This window comes from Nocardia sp. NPDC058244 (assembly GCF_042882065.1).
Taxonomy (GTDB): domain Bacteria; phylum Actinomycetota; class Actinomycetes; order Mycobacteriales; family Mycobacteriaceae; genus Nocardia.
The window spans coordinates 26,276-42,648 of record NZ_JBHVWX010000006.1 but is presented as its reverse complement, the minus strand read 5'-3'; the positions used below and the strand labels follow the sequence as shown (position 1 = coordinate 42,648).

General features: G+C 65.8%; 13 protein-coding genes. 6 read left to right on the top strand and 7 right to left on the bottom strand.

Annotated features, from left to right (window positions below):
- The first annotated feature begins 21 nt into the window (after positions 1-21).
- Positions 22-1,179, top strand: a complete 1,158-nt coding sequence (locus ACFVW6_RS19645; RefSeq protein WP_378832475.1) for an MFS transporter — start codon at positions 22-24, stop codon at positions 1,177-1,179.
- 69 nt (positions 1,180-1,248) lie between these two features.
- Here the strand turns inward: ACFVW6_RS19645 and ACFVW6_RS19640 are convergent, their stop codons facing one another.
- Positions 1,249-2,256 (bottom strand): 3-isopropylmalate dehydrogenase, encoded by a 1,008-nt coding sequence (locus ACFVW6_RS19640; RefSeq protein WP_378832232.1) that lies wholly within the window; start codon positions 2,254-2,256, stop codon positions 1,249-1,251.
- Between the two features lie 118 nt (positions 2,257-2,374).
- Complete coding sequence (gene serA, locus ACFVW6_RS19635; protein ID WP_378832235.1) at positions 2,375-3,973, bottom strand: phosphoglycerate dehydrogenase; 1,599 nt, start codon at positions 3,971-3,973, stop codon at positions 2,375-2,377.
- A 133-nt stretch (positions 3,974-4,106) separates the two neighbouring features.
- On the opposite strand from serA, the gene ACFVW6_RS19630 reads away from it, so the two are divergent.
- Positions 4,107-4,916, top strand: a complete 810-nt coding sequence (locus ACFVW6_RS19630; RefSeq protein WP_378832237.1) for a DNA polymerase beta superfamily protein — start codon at positions 4,107-4,109, stop codon at positions 4,914-4,916.
- Between the two features lie 59 nt (positions 4,917-4,975).
- On the opposite strand, the gene ACFVW6_RS19625 is transcribed toward ACFVW6_RS19630, so the two are convergent.
- A complete protein-coding gene (locus ACFVW6_RS19625; protein WP_014987157.1) occupies positions 4,976-5,179 on the bottom strand; it encodes a cold-shock protein in 204 nt (67 codons plus the stop codon).
- A 408-nt stretch (positions 5,180-5,587) separates the two neighbouring features.
- On the opposite strand from ACFVW6_RS19625, the gene ACFVW6_RS19620 reads away from it, so the two are divergent.
- Both ACFVW6_RS19620 and ACFVW6_RS19615 read left to right on the top strand, forming a co-directional pair.
- Positions 5,588-6,370: an MHYT domain-containing protein gene (locus tag ACFVW6_RS19620; RefSeq protein WP_355282803.1), complete on the top strand. Its 783-nt coding sequence runs from the start codon at positions 5,588-5,590 to the stop codon at positions 6,368-6,370.
- A gap of 90 nt (positions 6,371-6,460) precedes the next feature.
- Entirely contained in the window at positions 6,461-6,736 is a 276-nt protein-coding gene (locus tag ACFVW6_RS19615; RefSeq protein ID WP_378832240.1) for a hypothetical protein, read from the top strand.
- On the opposite strand, the gene ACFVW6_RS19610 is transcribed toward ACFVW6_RS19615, so the two are convergent.
- Entirely contained in the window at positions 6,733-6,936 is a 204-nt protein-coding gene (locus tag ACFVW6_RS19610; protein ID WP_355282800.1) for a cold shock domain-containing protein, read from the bottom strand. The two genes, ACFVW6_RS19615 and ACFVW6_RS19610, sit on opposite strands and share 4 nt — an antisense overlap.
- A gap of 286 nt (positions 6,937-7,222) precedes the next feature.
- On the opposite strand from ACFVW6_RS19610, the gene ACFVW6_RS19605 reads away from it, so the two are divergent.
- Positions 7,223-8,512 carry a hypothetical protein gene (locus ACFVW6_RS19605; protein ID WP_378832243.1) on the top strand — a complete coding sequence of 430 codons (1,290 nt, stop codon included), beginning with the start codon at positions 7,223-7,225 and terminating at the stop codon, positions 8,510-8,512.
- On the opposite strand, the gene ACFVW6_RS19600 is transcribed toward ACFVW6_RS19605, so the two are convergent.
- On the bottom strand, positions 8,509-8,934 hold the full coding sequence (locus ACFVW6_RS19600) for an NUDIX domain-containing protein (RefSeq protein WP_378832245.1): 426 nt from the start codon (positions 8,932-8,934) through the stop codon (positions 8,509-8,511). The genes ACFVW6_RS19605 and ACFVW6_RS19600 overlap by 4 nt on opposite strands.
- A gap of 65 nt (positions 8,935-8,999) precedes the next feature.
- Here ACFVW6_RS19600 and ACFVW6_RS19595 point away from each other — a divergent pair, with 65 nt between their 5' ends.
- Positions 9,000-9,644 (top strand): hypothetical protein, encoded by a 645-nt coding sequence (locus ACFVW6_RS19595; protein WP_378832477.1) that lies wholly within the window; start codon positions 9,000-9,002, stop codon positions 9,642-9,644.
- A 268-nt stretch (positions 9,645-9,912) separates the two neighbouring features.
- Here the strand turns inward: ACFVW6_RS19595 and ACFVW6_RS19590 are convergent, their stop codons facing one another.
- Positions 9,913-14,949 carry an FtsK/SpoIIIE domain-containing protein gene (locus tag ACFVW6_RS19590; RefSeq protein WP_378832248.1) on the bottom strand — a complete coding sequence of 1,679 codons (5,037 nt, stop codon included), beginning with the start codon at positions 14,947-14,949 and terminating at the stop codon, positions 9,913-9,915.
- Positions 14,949-16,343 carry a hypothetical protein gene (locus tag ACFVW6_RS19585; RefSeq protein ID WP_378832250.1) on the bottom strand — a complete coding sequence of 465 codons (1,395 nt, stop codon included), beginning with the start codon at positions 16,341-16,343 and terminating at the stop codon, positions 14,949-14,951. Before ACFVW6_RS19585 ends, ACFVW6_RS19590 begins: the two co-directional genes overlap by 1 nt.
- Positions 16,344-16,373 lie beyond the last annotated feature (30 nt).

Here is a 16,373-nt window from a genome sequence, read left to right as displayed (position 1 = left end):
CTGACGGCCGAGACGACCAGGATGAGCGACGGCAGACGCTGGCTGATGCTCGCCCTCGGCGTCTTCGCGCAGACCTCGAGCGCGATCTTCATCCACGGCACGCCGTTCCTGCTGCCCGCGCTGACGGCCAGGGGCGATTCGCTGGCCGCCGCGGGCGCGCTGGTCGCGCTGCCGACCGTCGGCCTGGTGTGCACGCTGATCGCGTGGGGCTATGTCGTCGACCGGATCGGCGAGCGGGTCGTGCTGGTGGCGGGCACGGCGCTGATGTTCGTGGCCGGTGTCGCCGCCGCGCTGGTGGACAACCCGATCGCGTTCGGCGTGCTGCTGTTCCTGGGCGGTGTCGGCGCGGCCAGTTCCAACGGCGCGAGCGGGCGGGTGATCGTCGGCTGGTTCCCGCCGGACCGGCGTGGTCTGGCCATGGGCATCCGCCAGACCGCGCAGCCGCTGGGTGTCGGCCTGGCCGCGCTGAGCATCCCGTGGGTCGCCACCCAGCACGGCATCCCCGCCGCGCTGCTGGTCCCCGCGCTGATGGCCGGGGTCGCGGCGGTGGGCTGTCTGGTCGGCATCGTCGACCCGCCGCGTCCGCCCGCCAAGGCCGCCGACCGCGCCAACCCCTATCGCGGTGATTCCACCCTGTGGCGGATCCACGCCGTGTCGATCCTGCTGGTCTTCCCGCAGGCCACCCTGTGGACCTTCGCCCTGCTGTGGTTGCACCGGGACCTGGGCTGGTCGCTGGCCGCCGCGGGCGCGCTGATGACGGCCACCCAGTTCCTGGGCGCCGCCGGGCGCATCGGCGCGGGCGCCTGGTCGGACCGGGTCGGCAGCAGGCTGGGCCCGCTGCGTCAGGTGGCGGTGGCCGCCGTCGTGGCGATGGCCGCGCTGACCGTCACCGCCTGGACCGACTGGTGGTGGCTGGCCGTTCCGCTGATGGTCGCGGCGTCGGTGATCTCGGTGTCGGACAACGGCTTGGCCTTCACCGCCGTCGCCGAGATCGCCGGCCCGTTCTGGAGCGGTCGCGGGCTGGGCATCCAGAACACCGGCCAGAACCTCGCCATCGCCGCCGTCCCACCGGTTTTCGGCCTGCTGATCACCGCCACCGGCTTCCCCGCCGCCTTCGCCATGGCCGCGATCGCCGCCGCCGCGGCAGTCCCCCTGGTCCCGCGAGCGACCGGAAAGTAGCGACCGCACACCGGAACACCGAAGGCCCGCCCCGGCGAACCGGGACGGGCCTTCGGTGGTTCAGCGTCCTCAGACGATGGCGGCGATCCGGTCGCCGACCTCGACGGTGGAGGCGGTGCCGGTGCGCGAGGCCAGGTCCTTGGCGACGGCGGACTCGATGCGGGCCGCGCCCTCGGTGTTGCCGAGGTGGTTGAGCAGCAGCGAGACCGACAGGATGGCGGCGGTCGGGTCGGCCTTGGACTGGCCCGCGATGTCGGGGGCGCTGCCGTGGACCGGCTCGAACATCGACGGGTTCACGCCGGAGGCGTCGATGTTGCCCGAGGCGGCCAGGCCGATGCCACCGCTGACGGCGGCGGCCAGGTCGGTGATGATGTCGCCGAACAGGTTGTCGGTGACGATCACGTCGAAGCGGCCCGGGTCGGTCACCATGTGGATGGTGGCGGCGTCGATGTGCTGGTAGGCGGTCTGCACATCCGGGAACTCGGCGGCGACCTCGTCGACGGTGCGCTGCCACAGCGAACCGGCGAAGGCGAGCACGTTGTTCTTGTGCACCAGCGTCAGGTGCTTGCGGCGCGCCTGCGCGGTGGCGAAGGCGTAGCGCACCACGCGCTCGATGCCGAAGCGGGTGTTGTTGGAGACCTCGGTGGCCACCTCGTGCGGCGTGCCGACCCGGATCGCGCCGCCGGTGCCGGTGTACGGGCCCTCGGTGCCCTCGCGCACGACGACGAAGTCGATGTCCGGGTTGCCCGAGAGCGGGCTGGTGACGCCGGCGTGCAGCTTCGAGGGCCGCAGGTTCACGTGGTGATCCAGCGCGAAGCGGGTCTTGAGCAGCAGACCGCGCTCGAGCACGCCGCTGGGCACCGACGGGTCACCGATCGCGCCGAGCAGGATCGCGTCGTGCTGCTTGAGCTCGGGCAGCACCGACTCCGGCAGGATCTCGCCGGTGCGGTGGTAGCGGGCGGCGCCCAGGTCGTATTCGGTCTTCTCGACGCCGGGCGAGACCACGTCGAGCACCTTGAGCGCCTCGGCGATGACCTCGGGACCGATGCCGTCACCGGCGATGACTGCGAGTTTCATGAACTAGCTCCGTTCGAAGTCGGGGCGGATCGTGCCGCGCCGCGGATACAGGAGCGCGCCGTCACCGTGGGGTGACGGCGCGCAGCTGCCGATGTCCCGGCTATCGGGACGTCACAACTCAGGCCAGGTCGACGAGGACGACCTTCGAGGCGCCGACGGCCTCGGCGATCGCGGTCTGCACCTCGGCGGAGACCTCCCGGTTGACGCGCAGCACCACGGTGGCGCCCTCGGCGTCCACGTCCTGGCTCAGCTGCGCGGCCAGGATGTCGATCTCGGCCTCGCCCAGCTTGGTGCCGATCTTGCCCAGCGCGCCCGGCTTGTCGCCGTAGTTCAGCACGGCCAGGTTCAGGCCCTCGGCGCGCATGTCGTAGTTGCGGCCGTTGATGTTGACGATCTTCTCGACCAGGTTCGGCTCGGTCAGCGTGCCTGCCACGTTCAGGGTCGAGCCGTCGCCGAACACGGCGCGCAGGTCGACGACGCTGCGGTGGTTCGGGCTCTCGGTGGCGGTGGTGACCTCGGCGGTGATGCCGCGCTCCTTGGCCAGCGCCGGGGCGTTGACGAAGGTGACCTGGTCCTCGACCAGCGCCGAGAATACGCCGCGCAGCGCGGACAGCTCCAGCACGGCCACGTCCTGCGAGGCGAGCTCGCCGCGCACCTGCACCTCGACGCTGACGGGCAGCTCGTTGGCGATGGCGCCGAGCAGCGCGCCCTGCTTGCGGACGACGTCGAGCCACGGCGCGACCACATCGTTGACCGCGCCACCGGTGACGTTCACCGCACCCGGCACGAACTCACCGGCCAGCGCCAGCAGCACCGACTTGGCGACATCGGTGCCGGCGCGGTCCTGGGCCTCGGCGGTGGAGGCGCCCAGGTGCGGGGTCACGACAACCTCGGGCAGGTCGAACAGCGGGCTGTCGGTGCACGGCTCGGTCTCGAACACGTCCAGGCCGGCGGCCCGCACGTGGCCGGACTTGATCGCGTCGGCCAGCGCCTGCTCGTCGATCAGGCCACCGCGCGCGGCGTTGACGATGATGACGCCCGGCTTGGTCTTGGCCAGGGTCTCGGCGTTGAGCATGCCCTTGGTCTCGGGCGTCTTGGGCAGGTGGATCGAGATGAAGTCGGCGCGCTCGAGCACCTCCTCCAGGCTCAGCAGCTCGATGCCGAGCTGGGCGGCACGCGCGGGCGAGGTGTAGGGGTCGTACGCGACGATCTTGGTCTCGAAGGCCGCCAGACGCTGCGCGAACAGCTGGCCGATGCGGCCGAGGCCGATGACGCCGACGGTCTTGCCGAGGATCTCGACACCGTTGAACTTGCTGCGCTTCCAGGTCTTCTCGCGCAGGGTCGCGTCGGCGGCCGGGATCTGGCGGGCGGCGGCGAGCAGCAGGGTGACCGCGTGCTCGGCGGCGGTGTGGATGTTGGAGGTCGGCGCGTTGACGACCATCACGCCACGCTCGGTGGCGGCGGGCACGTCGACATTGTCGAGGCCGACGCCGGCACGGGCGACGATCTGGAGCTTCTTGCCCGCCTCGAGCACCTCGGCGTCGACGGTGGTGGCGGAGCGCACGAGCAGCGCGTCGGCCTCGGGGACCGCGGCGAGCAGCGCCGGGCGGTCGGGGCCGTCGACCCAGCGAACCTCGACACCGTCACCGAGCGCGTCGACGGTCGACTGGGCGAGCTTGTCGGCGATCAGAACTACAGGACGGCCTGCTTGGCTCACTGTGGGGTACTCCTGGGGAAGAAAGGGGTCGGCAGTTACCGCCGACCAGAATAGTCGCCGGGGTTCGGGTGCCCTTACCCCCCTGCCCGAAAACCGGGTGAACCCTGGGCGTCGCCCCGCCTACCATCACGCCATGTCCTTGCGCACCGTCCCCGCCTCGATGGATCCGGCCGTCGTGGCCGCCGTCGACGCCGAGCTCGACCGGGTGGCGGCCGAGCACGGCGTGACGATTCGCCTGGCCATCGAAAGCGGCAGCCGGGCTTGGGGTTTCCCCTCACCGGACTCCGATTACGACTGCCGTTTCGTCTATGTGGCGAGCCTCGAGACCTACCTGTCGCCGTGGTCGACCCGCGATGTCATCGAGACGCCGCTGGTCGGGCTGCTCGACGTGAACGGCTGGGATCTGGCCAAGGCCCTGCGCCTGCTGGTCAGGGGCAATGCCGTGCTGGTGGAGTGGCTGATGTCACCCATCGTCTACCGCGGCGACGAGGCGTTCCGCACCCGGCTGCGCGCGGTGGCCGAGGAGGTGGCCGATCGCGACCGCATCGCCCGCCACTACCTGCACCTGGGCACCCGTCAGTGGGCGTTGTTCCAGCGCAACGGCGGTTTGAAGAAGGTGTTCTACGCGCTGCGCCCGGCGATGGCGCTGCGCTGGCTGCGCGAGCATCCCGGCGCCGCGGTGGCGCCGATGCACCTGCCGACCCTGCTGGCCCAGTGCGAGCTGCCCGCCGACCTGGTCGCCGCGATCGGCGAGCTGACGGCGCTCAAGTCCAGGACCAGGGAGATGGGGACGGGCGAGCCGCCGCGGTTGATCACCGATTTCATCGCGGCCGAGTTCGAGCTGGCGACCGCGGAGTTCACCGCGCGCGGGCCGCGGGATCTGACGGCGGCGCGGGCCGTGACCGACGAGTTCTTCCGTGCGGAGGCACTGGCCCCCAGATAGCAGAAACTCCGCACCTACCGGTGCGGAGCTTCACGTTCGTACGCTGGTCGAGCGCAGAATCAGAGGACGCGGACGTCCTGAGCCTGCGGGCCCTTCTGACCCTGACCGATCTCGAACTCCACACGCTGGCCCTCGTCGAGGGAGCGGAAGCCCGAGCCGCTAACAGCCGAGTAGTGCACGAAGACGTCGGGTCCGCCGCCGTCCTGCGCGATGAAGCCGAAGCCCTTCTCGCTGTTGAACCACTTCACAATGCCCTGAGCCATTTCAAAACCTTCTGTAGACGAGCCAGGTCCTAATAGTCCGGTCCCGGTCTCGGCATCAACAATGCCATGATCCGACGAATTCCTCCACACCCGAGCTCGCGCACTGTGAGGAACCCAACCCGTGGTTGCTGCCACCTGGTGCTGTCACACAGCGGGCGCGCCGGGCAACGAGGTGGATGCTCGGCGTATGCCGAGGTAGTTGCGGCGCGGATGCCGGATTACCGCGGAAGCGCTCACCAAACCGACTGGCACGGTTCACCATCGACACCTCTACGCGGCAGTGAGCCGTCACCGTCAGCATCCCTAGACATTTTCGAGAAACCTCGTACGGCAAATTTCCTACCAGCGTATTTTCCGAGATCGTGAGGGAGCACACACCTCGTGGAGAAATCACGCAAGGAGTAGACAGTGCTGGACATCAACCATTTCACCTACGGCTGGGTAACCCCACTGCTGGCGTATCTCATGTCGGTCCTCGGGTCGATGCTGGCACTGCGTTGTATGGTTCGCTCGCGCGCTTCCGGTAGTCACGGCGGCTGGCTCACCGCGGCCGCGATCGCCCTCGGCGGCACCGGAATCTGGGTCATGCATTTCATCGCGATGCTCGGTTTCTCCGTGCACGGCGCGACCATCCGCTACAACGTCCCGATCACCTTGTTCAGCGCCGCCGTCGCGATGGGCGTGGTGTGGCTCGGACTGTCGATCGTGGTGCGGCGCAGCTGGGACAGCGCGGCCCTCCCGGTGGGCGGGACGATCACCGGACTCGGGGTCGGCGCGATGCACTATTCCGGCATGTACGCGATGAAGACCGATATCGAGATCGTCTACGACCCGTTCGTGGTGGCCGTCTCGATGGTCATCGCCGTCGTCGCCTCCACGGCCGCGCTCTGGTTCGCGCTGCACATCCACGGCATCATCGCCACCATCGGCGCCGCCCTGCTGATGGGCGTCGCCGTCACCGGCATGCACTACACCGGCATGTTCTCGATGAGCGCGCACACCAGCGCCCACGTCGCCCATGCCACCGGCGCCACCGCCACCCAGCTGCTCACCCCGCTGATCATCGGCATCAGCATGGTCACCATGATCCTGCTCATGCAGGTCGGCATCACCGAGGCCGAGGACCCCAACCTGTCCCGGCCGGTGCACGGTCAGCGCGCGAGCCGTTTCTGGCCGAGCGGCCAGAACTAGCCCGAATCTGTCGTACCCGGTTGCGACACTGGGGAGGTAGAGAAAACCGGCTCGGGCCTCGGCTCGACCGCGTCGCACCGGGGGATCCACATGCTGTTCTTCATCATCGCGGCCGCGCTGTGCGCGGGTACCGGCACGCTGACCCTGTTCGCGGCCTCGTTCGCCGAATCCAGGGCGAACGACGCGCTGCTCGCCTCACGAGCCGCGTCGAATTTCATCGGCGACGGAAATCCGACCAACAGCTTCTTCGCCCTGCGCGCCCGTCACGACCGGCTACACCGGCTCAGCGCCCGACTGCTGATCGTCAGCGCGATCGTCTGCCTGGCCGCGACCGGGTTCGCCGTCTATGCCGTCGGCGCCTACTAGACGACCCGCACGTGGTGCGCTTCCGGGCCGCGGCGCGTCTCCCTGACCCCGAATTCCACGCGCTGACCGGCCCGCAATGTGCGGAACCCCTCGCCGACGAGCTCGGTGTACTCCACGAACACCTCGGGCCCACCGGCGTCGGGGGTGATGAACCCGAATCCCTTACCGCTGTCGAACCAGCTCACAACGCCGTTCGGCATCGACCGACCTTCCGAATCAATTACCTGACATGCAGATTCGTTCATCGTCGCATGCCGGTGCCATCGAGTTGTAGCAGGGCGTCGGCGACCGTTCCCGTCCCGGCGACACCGCCCGCGCGCCACCCGGTCCACGACACGGCAGCGCGCGACCTCGCGCGCGCATCGGCCCTGGCTAGACTCCCTGCACAGGTCCGCCCGGACCGCCCGGTCGCGAGAACGGAGATTCGGTGCACGCCCCCATCGCGCGAGGCCCGAACACACCGCGACCACCCGCGCGGGCCGTCCGATGATCCGGCGGCCGACCGCCACCGAGATCCGGACCGCCGTCGAAGCGGTCACGGTGTTCGTGGCCGCCGCGGTCGCCGTCCTCGCCATCATGCTGCCGATCAGCTTCGCCGCCCTGGCCGAGTCGCGCCATGTCGACCTGCTGGTGTTCAACATTCCGCGCGCGATGACCGGCGGCGCGTTCGTCGCGGTCATCACCGCCGCGGTCACCGTCGCCGTCGGCAGCGTGCGCACCGCCAAATGGACGGCGCAGGTCGCGCTCGCGGGGATTCTGCTGAGCCATCTGGTCCTGGCGCGCAACGTCGACAGCACGCATTTCACCGGCCTGTCCCTGCCGACGCTGAACTTCCTCGACGCCCTGCTCGCCGGAATGGCGGTGGGCGCCTTGGCCATCGCGGTCTGGCCGAGCCCGCTGCTGCGCACGGTGTATTTGTTCGCCGTGCCCGCCGCGACCGTGCTCGGCGACCTCACCGAGGCACCCACCGACCAGACCTCGGCCGGGTTCGACGGCGTCCTCGCCGGCTCGCTGCCGCTGTGGTTCATCGCGGCCACCGTGCTCGCCCTCGGTTATTTCGCGGCGACCACCACCACCCCGCCGCGCTCCGTCCTCGACACCGCGATCCCGCTGGCTCCCGTGTTCGCCGCCGTCATCGCCTTCTCGGTGATCCTGGCGACGTCGCTGGCGCTGGCGGTCCGCGAGATCACCGTCCCGTACGTGCTCGCCGGCGCGATCGTGGTCGTGGCGGCCGCGACGGCGGCGGCGCTGATCCTGCCCGACCGCGACGGTGTCCTGCTCCTGCTGATGACCACGTTCGCCGTGGCGGGCAGCCTCGTCATCCCGCTCCCCCGCTCCGGCCTGGTCGACCTGGCCACCATGATCGCCCTCGGCGCCGGGCTCCTGCTCGGTCTGCGCGCGCCCCGCGCGATCATCGCCGCGCTCACCGTGGTCGGGCTGTCGGTATTCGTGCTGGCCACCGACCTCCTCGACCCGCCCGCCGCGCTCAACGCGGCCGTCGGCTGCCTGGCGCTGGGCGCGGTGTGCGGGTACTGCGTCGGCTCGGCGGTCCCGCGGAGTCCCACCTCCGCCGTCGTCGGCCTGTCGATCCTGTTCGTGCCGTCGCTCGGCGTGGCGTTGAGCGACGACAAATTCGGCCACCTGGCATATTCCCCCTCGTGGTACCGCACCGCCGACGTCGACCGAGGTCCGATCCCCGCGACGGCGTCGATCGGCATCGCCCTCGCCTGCACCGCCGCGATCGTGCTGCTGCAGCGCCGTCGGCCCGCCGTCTAGTCCCAGCCCACTTCGGAGAACACCCGCCCGCTCAGCGCCGCCCGCACCCCGACCGCGCAGTACGCCACGATCTCCGACGGCAACGCCGCCGGATCGAACCACCGCAGTTCCGAACACTTCGCCGGCTCCCGGTTCGCGACCTCCCCACCCCAGCGCCGCACGGTGAAGAACAGCTGCACCCGCTCGTCGCTGTGCAACACATGCGCGAATTCCACCTCCCGCGCGTCGATCTCGACCCCCACCTCCTCGCGCGCCTCCCTGATCAACCCCGCGACAGCCGACTCCCCCGCCTCCAGATGCCCCGCCGGCACATGGAACAACCCGTCCCCGAACCCGGTATCGCGCCTGCGCCCCAACAGCACTCGCCCCTCCCCGTCGAGCAGAACCAGATGCACCCCGACCAACACCCGATACTTGTCCACGAATTCACCCTACCGAGATGCCGAGACCACCCCTGTCACAGCTGGATTCGGGGTACAACCGGTACATGAGTTTCCCGGTGACCTTCGGGTTCGCCCAGATCGGCCTGCTCGCCCTGCTCGCACTCGCCGTAGCCCTGCTCGTCTCGGCAGTCCTCGCGGCCCGCCGCCGCGGCGGCCTCACATCCGTCCTCGGTCGCGGCGCCCCCGGCCTGGCCCTGCTCCTCGTCGCCACCCTCCTGCTCTGGATCGCCACCCTCCTACAGACCTACCTTGGCCTGTCCGGCGAGATCACCGCCGCCCACGTCGTCGCGAAACCCGTTGCCGGCCAGTCCGACCAGCTCGACCTCGAACTCACCCTCTTCGACGACGACGGCGCCGTCGACACCCGCACCACCCACCGCGTCGAAGGCAACCTCTGGGCCCTGCAAGCCAACATCGTCGAACTCCACCCCTGGGTCAACGCCCTCGGCTTCCACTCCGGCTACAAGATCACCCGCCTCTACGGCCAGCGCCTCGACGGTAAAGCCACCACCCAGGACCACACCATGCTCAACGGCAGCGACCGAGACTTCTTCGAAGACATGAACACCGGCACCTGGTACACCTCCCCCTTCGTCAAATCCGCCTATGGCAACGCCGTCATCGCCACCCCCGGCGAATACGACGTCCTGATCTCCCACGACGCCATCAAGGTCAGGGCCACGAACTGAGAATCCAGGATGTAGAGATGTCGCGAGCGAATCAGTGCTGCAACGAGATTCAGCGACCCCCCCAGTGGGATGTCGATTCGGTGTTCCAACCGGATCAACCGGCGCCGGCACAGGCTGAGTAGGGTGATGGGGTTTTCCACGATCCAGGGCCGGGGTGACTTTGTCACGGGTTCGCGACGAGATTTGGCCGGTAGTCCCACATCGTCGCAGTTCGGAATACACGCTCGTAGCAGACCTACCTGCTTAAGAATCTGGCCACGGCCCCAGGTCAGCTCCCGTCATACGCAACCTGCAGTCGTACGGTGCCCTTGACTGTGTGCAGGAAGGCATCGCCTTGTCCGGCCAGTGATTCGGCTCCAGTTTCGTCTAGAATGATGCGGCTGTCAGTTGCCGTCTTGACCCGCAGGGCGAGTTGGGCGGGGAAGTTGGACCGGATCGTCGTCGAGATGACATCCGCGCTCGGGCGTTGCGTGGCCGCGATGACATGGATGCCCGCGGCTCGGGCCTTTTGCGTCAGGCGCTTAAGTAGTAGTTCGATTTGCTTCTTCTCGTCAGGGTCGCTTGTGAGGTCGGCGTACTCGTCTAGGACGATGACAATCCATGGCTTTCGGTCGGCTACATCTACCTTTGCGTTGTACTCGGCTAGTTTGCGCGTGCGGATCGCCTTCATGTCGGCGTAGCGCACAGTCATCTCTTCGACCGTTTCCTCGAGAATCTCGATGGCGTCGGCTGCGTCCATACCGATCACTCCATCAAGGTGAGGGTCATTCTCGAATTCGACCAGCTCAGTACCCTTAGGATCGACAAGGCGAAGCCGCAGGGCATTATTGGGGTATCGGACCAAGCCCTTCAGGATCGTATCCAGAGCGACGGACTTTCCTGAACCGGTCGTGCCGGCCACCAACAAATGCGGTGAGTCCGCGGAGGACAGGTCAACGGTGACTGGGTTACCTTCGATGTCAGCACCCAGCGGGGCTATAAGGGTGTCGGGATTTATCGGGCACCGCTGCCACAGCACCTTGGCATCAACACCGTACTTCTCGTCATCGGTCTTGGGAATCTCGAAGAGTACGGAGCCGCGGTCGGTTCGGGTACGAATGCCGAATCCGGAAGGCAGTTCCAGGGCCAGGAAAATTTCGTCGCGTCGATTGATCAACTTATCGACGGTAACCCCAGGACTAGGAATAAACCGAAAGATGTAGAAGCCAGGCCCTTCTTGCCACCTGTTGACATCTGGCGCCGTTACAGTGACCTTGTGATGCGAGAAGACGTCGAGAACCTTGTTGTATCGGAGCCTCAGCTCCTCCTCAGAGAGCGCGCCAGACTGGGCATTGAGAGGAGCAACGTCCATCTGCGCAGCAAGGTTACGTTCCACTATGGTTGTCAGCTTGGTTGCCGTAAGTGTCCCTCCGGAAATATCGGCAGATACCGCCGACACTTCTGTCGCTGGTCGTTCGGCGGAAGTATCTGCGGATACGGACTCGACGGCCACGTCTGAGACAGTCGCGGTGATTCGCCCTCGAAGGGCGACAAGGGGGGCGGCATTCGTGGGATCTTGGTTGGCACGCAGAGCACCGATCAGATTCAGTAACTCGTGTTTATTCAGCCTCACCAAGGTGTGCCTGCCGAAGCCGCTAACCGCTGGGGCTGGCCGTTCATCCTCAGCGGAGATGGCCACGGCAACGCCGGCGACTTGACCCAGTCGAACATCCTCGGAGCGCAGGGCGTCAAGGACTTTCGCCTCAACCTGGCGGGGGTCTTCGCTTCCAATAATGAACCGAGCTGGAAGATCCGCAGGCAGTCGGACGCTGCCGCTTGTCTGAGTGATCGCGGCCGCGAGCTCGTCCAGCCAGAAGGGACGGTCATCATGAGCCTCGCCATCCGACCGGAAGGCATCCACGCACAGGTCGGTGGTGCGATTGAGCTGTTCCTCGGCTGAGCCTACATCGAAGCTCTGGCGGAACTTGGACTCGACAACCAGCACATCCAGCTGAATCGTGCCGTCATTCTGAACGGTCAGTACGAACCGGCCTAGATCCGCGCGGGTCTTTTGGCTACGACCGAACCAACGGTGATGTTCGTCGAAGCTAATCCAAGTGACGAGACTCGTGCCCCCGAGTGAGACCGGGAACTGCTGATCGATGACAAACCGGGTCGCGACCAAGCCGACGACCTCGTTGACTGTAGTGCCGATGCCAAGCGAACGAAGGACGGCGCCGGGGGCAACATTGCGGGCGACCTCGTATATCCGCCTGGCGGTGCCTTCGGAATCCTGCGAACTGACGACATTGATCTGCTCCAGCCTCCGCCGCAATCGCTGGACAACGAACTGCTGACCGGTTTGGGAGCTGACAATCAGGGTGTATGACTCGTTCTTGCCGACGTTAGGTTTGACGAGGATCACGTCAGGACGGTTACGCAGGGCGTCGATCTGCTCACGACCGATGAAGCTGTCGAGGGTGACGACCCAGTGGGCCACATGGTGCAGTTTCGCGAACAGATTCAGGTGCTGGTCAAAGCGCACCTGCATCTCGAAGTAGTCGATGCCGTCGACGCTCTCGCGGGCGACCGGGGAATTACGGTGGCAACGCACGCACAATGTCGACCAGGACTCGAGCGCCTCGTCGGCGGTCTCGGGCAATAGAGCCCTGACGACGTTCTCGCTGGTCTGAGCCAAGTTATGCGAGGCCGGGTGCTTCCAGGAGTTGAACGAGCCGGACAGAGACTCCTTCTTGGTGCTCTGGTTGATGCTCGTTTGTGCGCCGAACAGCGCGGGAGCCAAAGCGAGATCGATGGAGTCTTCCAAACCCGACAGGTCTGCTTCCTGTTCAGGCTCCCATGCTCGCAAGATGAGTTGTACGTCGGGTAAGAAGCTGTCCTCGGACATCTCCGCGCCGGAGAACTGCAGGTCGAAGCCCTGGATGATCTCGTGATGGGTAGCCTGAGGAGCCAGCACGACTAGATCAACCTTAAGGCGAGGGTTCTTCGCACGCATTTGCCTCGCCACGCGCATAGGCAAAACAGGGTCGCCGTTGCGGTCCAGAAGTAGTACGCGCAGACCGTCGAGTTTGTGGGGGTAGGTCGTCAGGTAGTCGGTGATGACACGGACCATCTCGTCGATGGCAGTCTCGTCCACGCTTGAGAGCCAGTCCTTGGACTCGTTGCCGCCGTAACGGACCGGCGCGTACTCCTCGTGCCCGGCGGATTCGCGCATAGGAATGGCGATAGTGTCGCCCGGACCGACGAGGACCGCCGGTGTCCCGTGTGGGGAGATCCGGTCCATGGCATCGAAGAACAAGTCCTCGTTCTCCTGATTGAGACTTAAGCCCCCTTCGCTGTTCAGAGCGGTTCCGATATTGCGGGCGGTCTCGATGTAGTTCTTCGCCAGCCAGCGCATTTTCAGCGGGTGAGTCGCCAGCATCATCATGCGGCGGTCGGCAAGTATGATGACATCAGTCAGGACGACCGCACTCAGATCCGCGTCCGGAGCGTTGTTGGGAACCAAGGCAGCGCGGGCTTCGCGGATTACGCGTTCCCACTCGTCCATATAGTCGCTGATCTTCCCGGCATCGAGTCCATCGGAGAACCGCTTGAAGTGCTCGATCTTTAGTTTTTCCAGCTGGTCGGCGAAATGTGTCGTGGAGACAGCCTCAGATTCGTTTACCTGCCATTGTCGCGGGTCATTGAACTTTCCGAGAAAGGTGTCGAAGGTCAGATCACTAACATAACCGGGCGGATATCTCCGGCCGTGGATTATTGCCGCCAGCGCGATTTGACCGGGGATACCCAACGGGTCCCAGCGAAAACGTCGCTGCGCGGCGCCATCCATCTCGACCAGGATGCGCAGCGGGGCCCACTCGGTGTTCGGGTCAAACGGCTCGTCTTCTGCAGGAAGGGGCGGCTTGGTCAGGTCCAACAAGTAGTCTTTTATATCCAGACTCAGGCGAAGTCCGGTGGAGTCCTGGATATCACGCAGGGTACGCGCGTAGAGGAAGGCGAACAACCAACGGCTCCACGGCCCAGCAGTGTGGCTGCTTTCGAGCCCGACAACGATAGAGCCTTCCTCATCGTCCGCGAAGTAGGTCAGCTCGCGCAGCAGCGCCCGGAGTGGGTCCTGGACGGACTGAGTGTTCGGAAAAGCAAGCTTCTCGACTCTGCGGCGGGACCGCTTGGACAACAAGTCAGCGAGCGAGTCGACCTCATTGGCTGGAGCCTCGTCGAGGAATCGTTGGGCGGACTCCTGATCACCGCGGTCGAGAGCGTCTTCGATCAGCATGGCGTCGAACTCATCGACCCGGCCTGGCGCGGTCCTCTCGATCTCCTGCCGGATCTGTTGGCCCAGGCCGACCTTCGTGGACTTCTGCTCAAAGACCTCCAGCCAGAGCGTCAGGTCATGTTCGCCGCGCAGCTGACGCGGATCCCGCGGGGCGGACCCACCGCGATTGCGGTTGAGTACGAGGTTTCGCATGCGCGTTTTGGCAGTATCGGCGTTCGTACCGATGTGGTCGAGGGATTCCTCGCTGAACTCGGTCTCGCCGATACGGTCGCTCAAGTCGTCTTCGGAGATCTCCTTGCCGGTGGGCTGTTTGAAGGCACTGACCGAGACGTTCTTCTTGATCCGGGCAGTCAGTGCGGCGGGCCTTGTGAAGAGTTGTCGGTCCGGGAAGAGGTCCAGTGCGGGTAGGGCCGCAGAGATCTCGGGGTAGACCGTGTCAGCGGTGCGGACTGGGATCGCCGCGACCCTTTGCGCGGTCTCGACCAGAAAAGCCGCCCATCGGTGAAGAGACCGAGGCTCCGCGTCGGTGGTGGCGCGCCAGATCTCGGACAGGGAGCTGGCCATCACGTCTGGCACGGCACCGCTGCCACCCGCCTCCCACCATGCCTCTGCCATAAGCCTGTCGAACCCACGCTGGCCAGCGACGTCGTGATGGTCGCCCAAGATCATGGCGTCATCAAGGGCGTTCACAGCCGCCAACCCCTGCGCGTCCGGCGACTCGTCCCACTCGAAGAGCAACACCGCCGTACCCTGCCCCGAATTTCTCCACTTGGTCAATTGGACCTGCGGATCCAGCAAGTACTCAGCCGGTACGCCTTCGATAGGCTCAGAGGTGCCGACCTTGACAACTACCTGACGACCCAGCGACCGCACCTGGCGCTGGGCGACATGGCGTAGGGCCTCGGTCACGATTGGACGGTCGAACCCGCTGACTCGCAGGCTGGCGCGGGCTTCAGTGATCTCAGTGACCTTTCGGAGCGCTTCGTCAGCGACGAAGCGACCGAGAGCTCGAATACTGCTGTCGCTCACTAGACTCCCCCTCGAACCATGCTGGTCGCATCCGAATATTGCGTAAGCAAACCGATCGCGGCCAGCTTTTCCCTGAACGCCCTACCGTTGTGGTCGAAGACCGATCGATCGACCTCATAGGCTAGGTGGCCCACACCCGCAATCTTTCCCGTCACGAGCCCGTACGTCTCGTACAGCAGTGAGCAGAACTGATCGAACTCCATCTCCTGGCCCTGCGGGACGGTGGCATAGACCAGGCACTCAAGCATCGCGGGCTTCATGGTGAAGTGTCGGCGCCCACTCGTCGCGTTGAGGGCGCCCACGGCGGCGAGGGTCTCACTGAAGAATGATCGGGGCGAGGCGACAGCCTTGCCCGCCTTGGTGAATCTCTCGTAGCCGCGCTTCTTCACCTCGTCGTCCTTGGCGTCGCGGATCATTTCCGTGGCCTGGACGTTGATCGCGTTGACGATGTCATTGCGGCAGTTATTGAGGTTCTTTTGTGATTCACTGCGAAGTGGACTCGTCTCGTTGCCGAAGTCCAACAGGATCGACCCGCGATCGGTGGCACCGAGCTTCACGTGTGCCAAATGCAGTTGATGGCGCGCCAAGCAGTAAGGGACCCAGCGCATGAGGCTCTCCGTGCGTTTGGCCCGAGGAGCGTTCGCCCGTGTGACGATGTTGCGGGTCCCTTCTCTCAGCAGATCGGGCCACGGGCTGAGATTCTCGTGAAGCTCAATCTCCGCATCCGAGTTTCTCATGGGCCCGTCGTCGGAGGCGAAGTCGTGTGCGCTGAGGGCCTTGGCGAGATCGCCGAGGGGCGTGCCGCTGTCCCGTACGAGCTCGGTGAGACCCTGGCGGGTCAACTCCTTGCGGTCAAGGTCACGGTCGGTGCGTAGGACCTTGTAGGCCCAGGTACCACCATCGCGAAAGAGGTAGCGCTCTATATTCGGAGCCTTGGTGCTGGTTCCAGCTGAGACCCTGCTAGCCAGTGCCCGCTTCTTTGCGCTTGAGCCCCTAGAGGCATCGCTTTGCTTGATCCTCCGGTCAACCGCGTCGTAGTGGATGAGCTCACCGACGAACGGATAGAAGTGCGCGGCGAACCAGCTGGGTTGGACACGACGCCCCGGGATTTCGACCAACAGAGACGAGAACAGGGCATGCAGCGTCGCGAGTGTCTCACTCGAGTCCAGATCAATGGCCTTGCCGAGTTCCTCGTCGCCTTCGGCGATGACAGTCTTGGTGGCGATCCGCCGCGCCAAGTCGTGCGAGGTGCGCTTGAAAGCTGTGTCATCTCCATCCGCCAGAAGTCCCGCGAATCTATCCGGGTCGTCCTGATGCGCTAGGTAGACACCACGGGCGATAGCGAGCATCTCAAGCGGTATATAAAATCCCCGGCCGTGCTCTTCAAGATTCACGCCGAAGAGGCCACGGACGACCTCGGACCT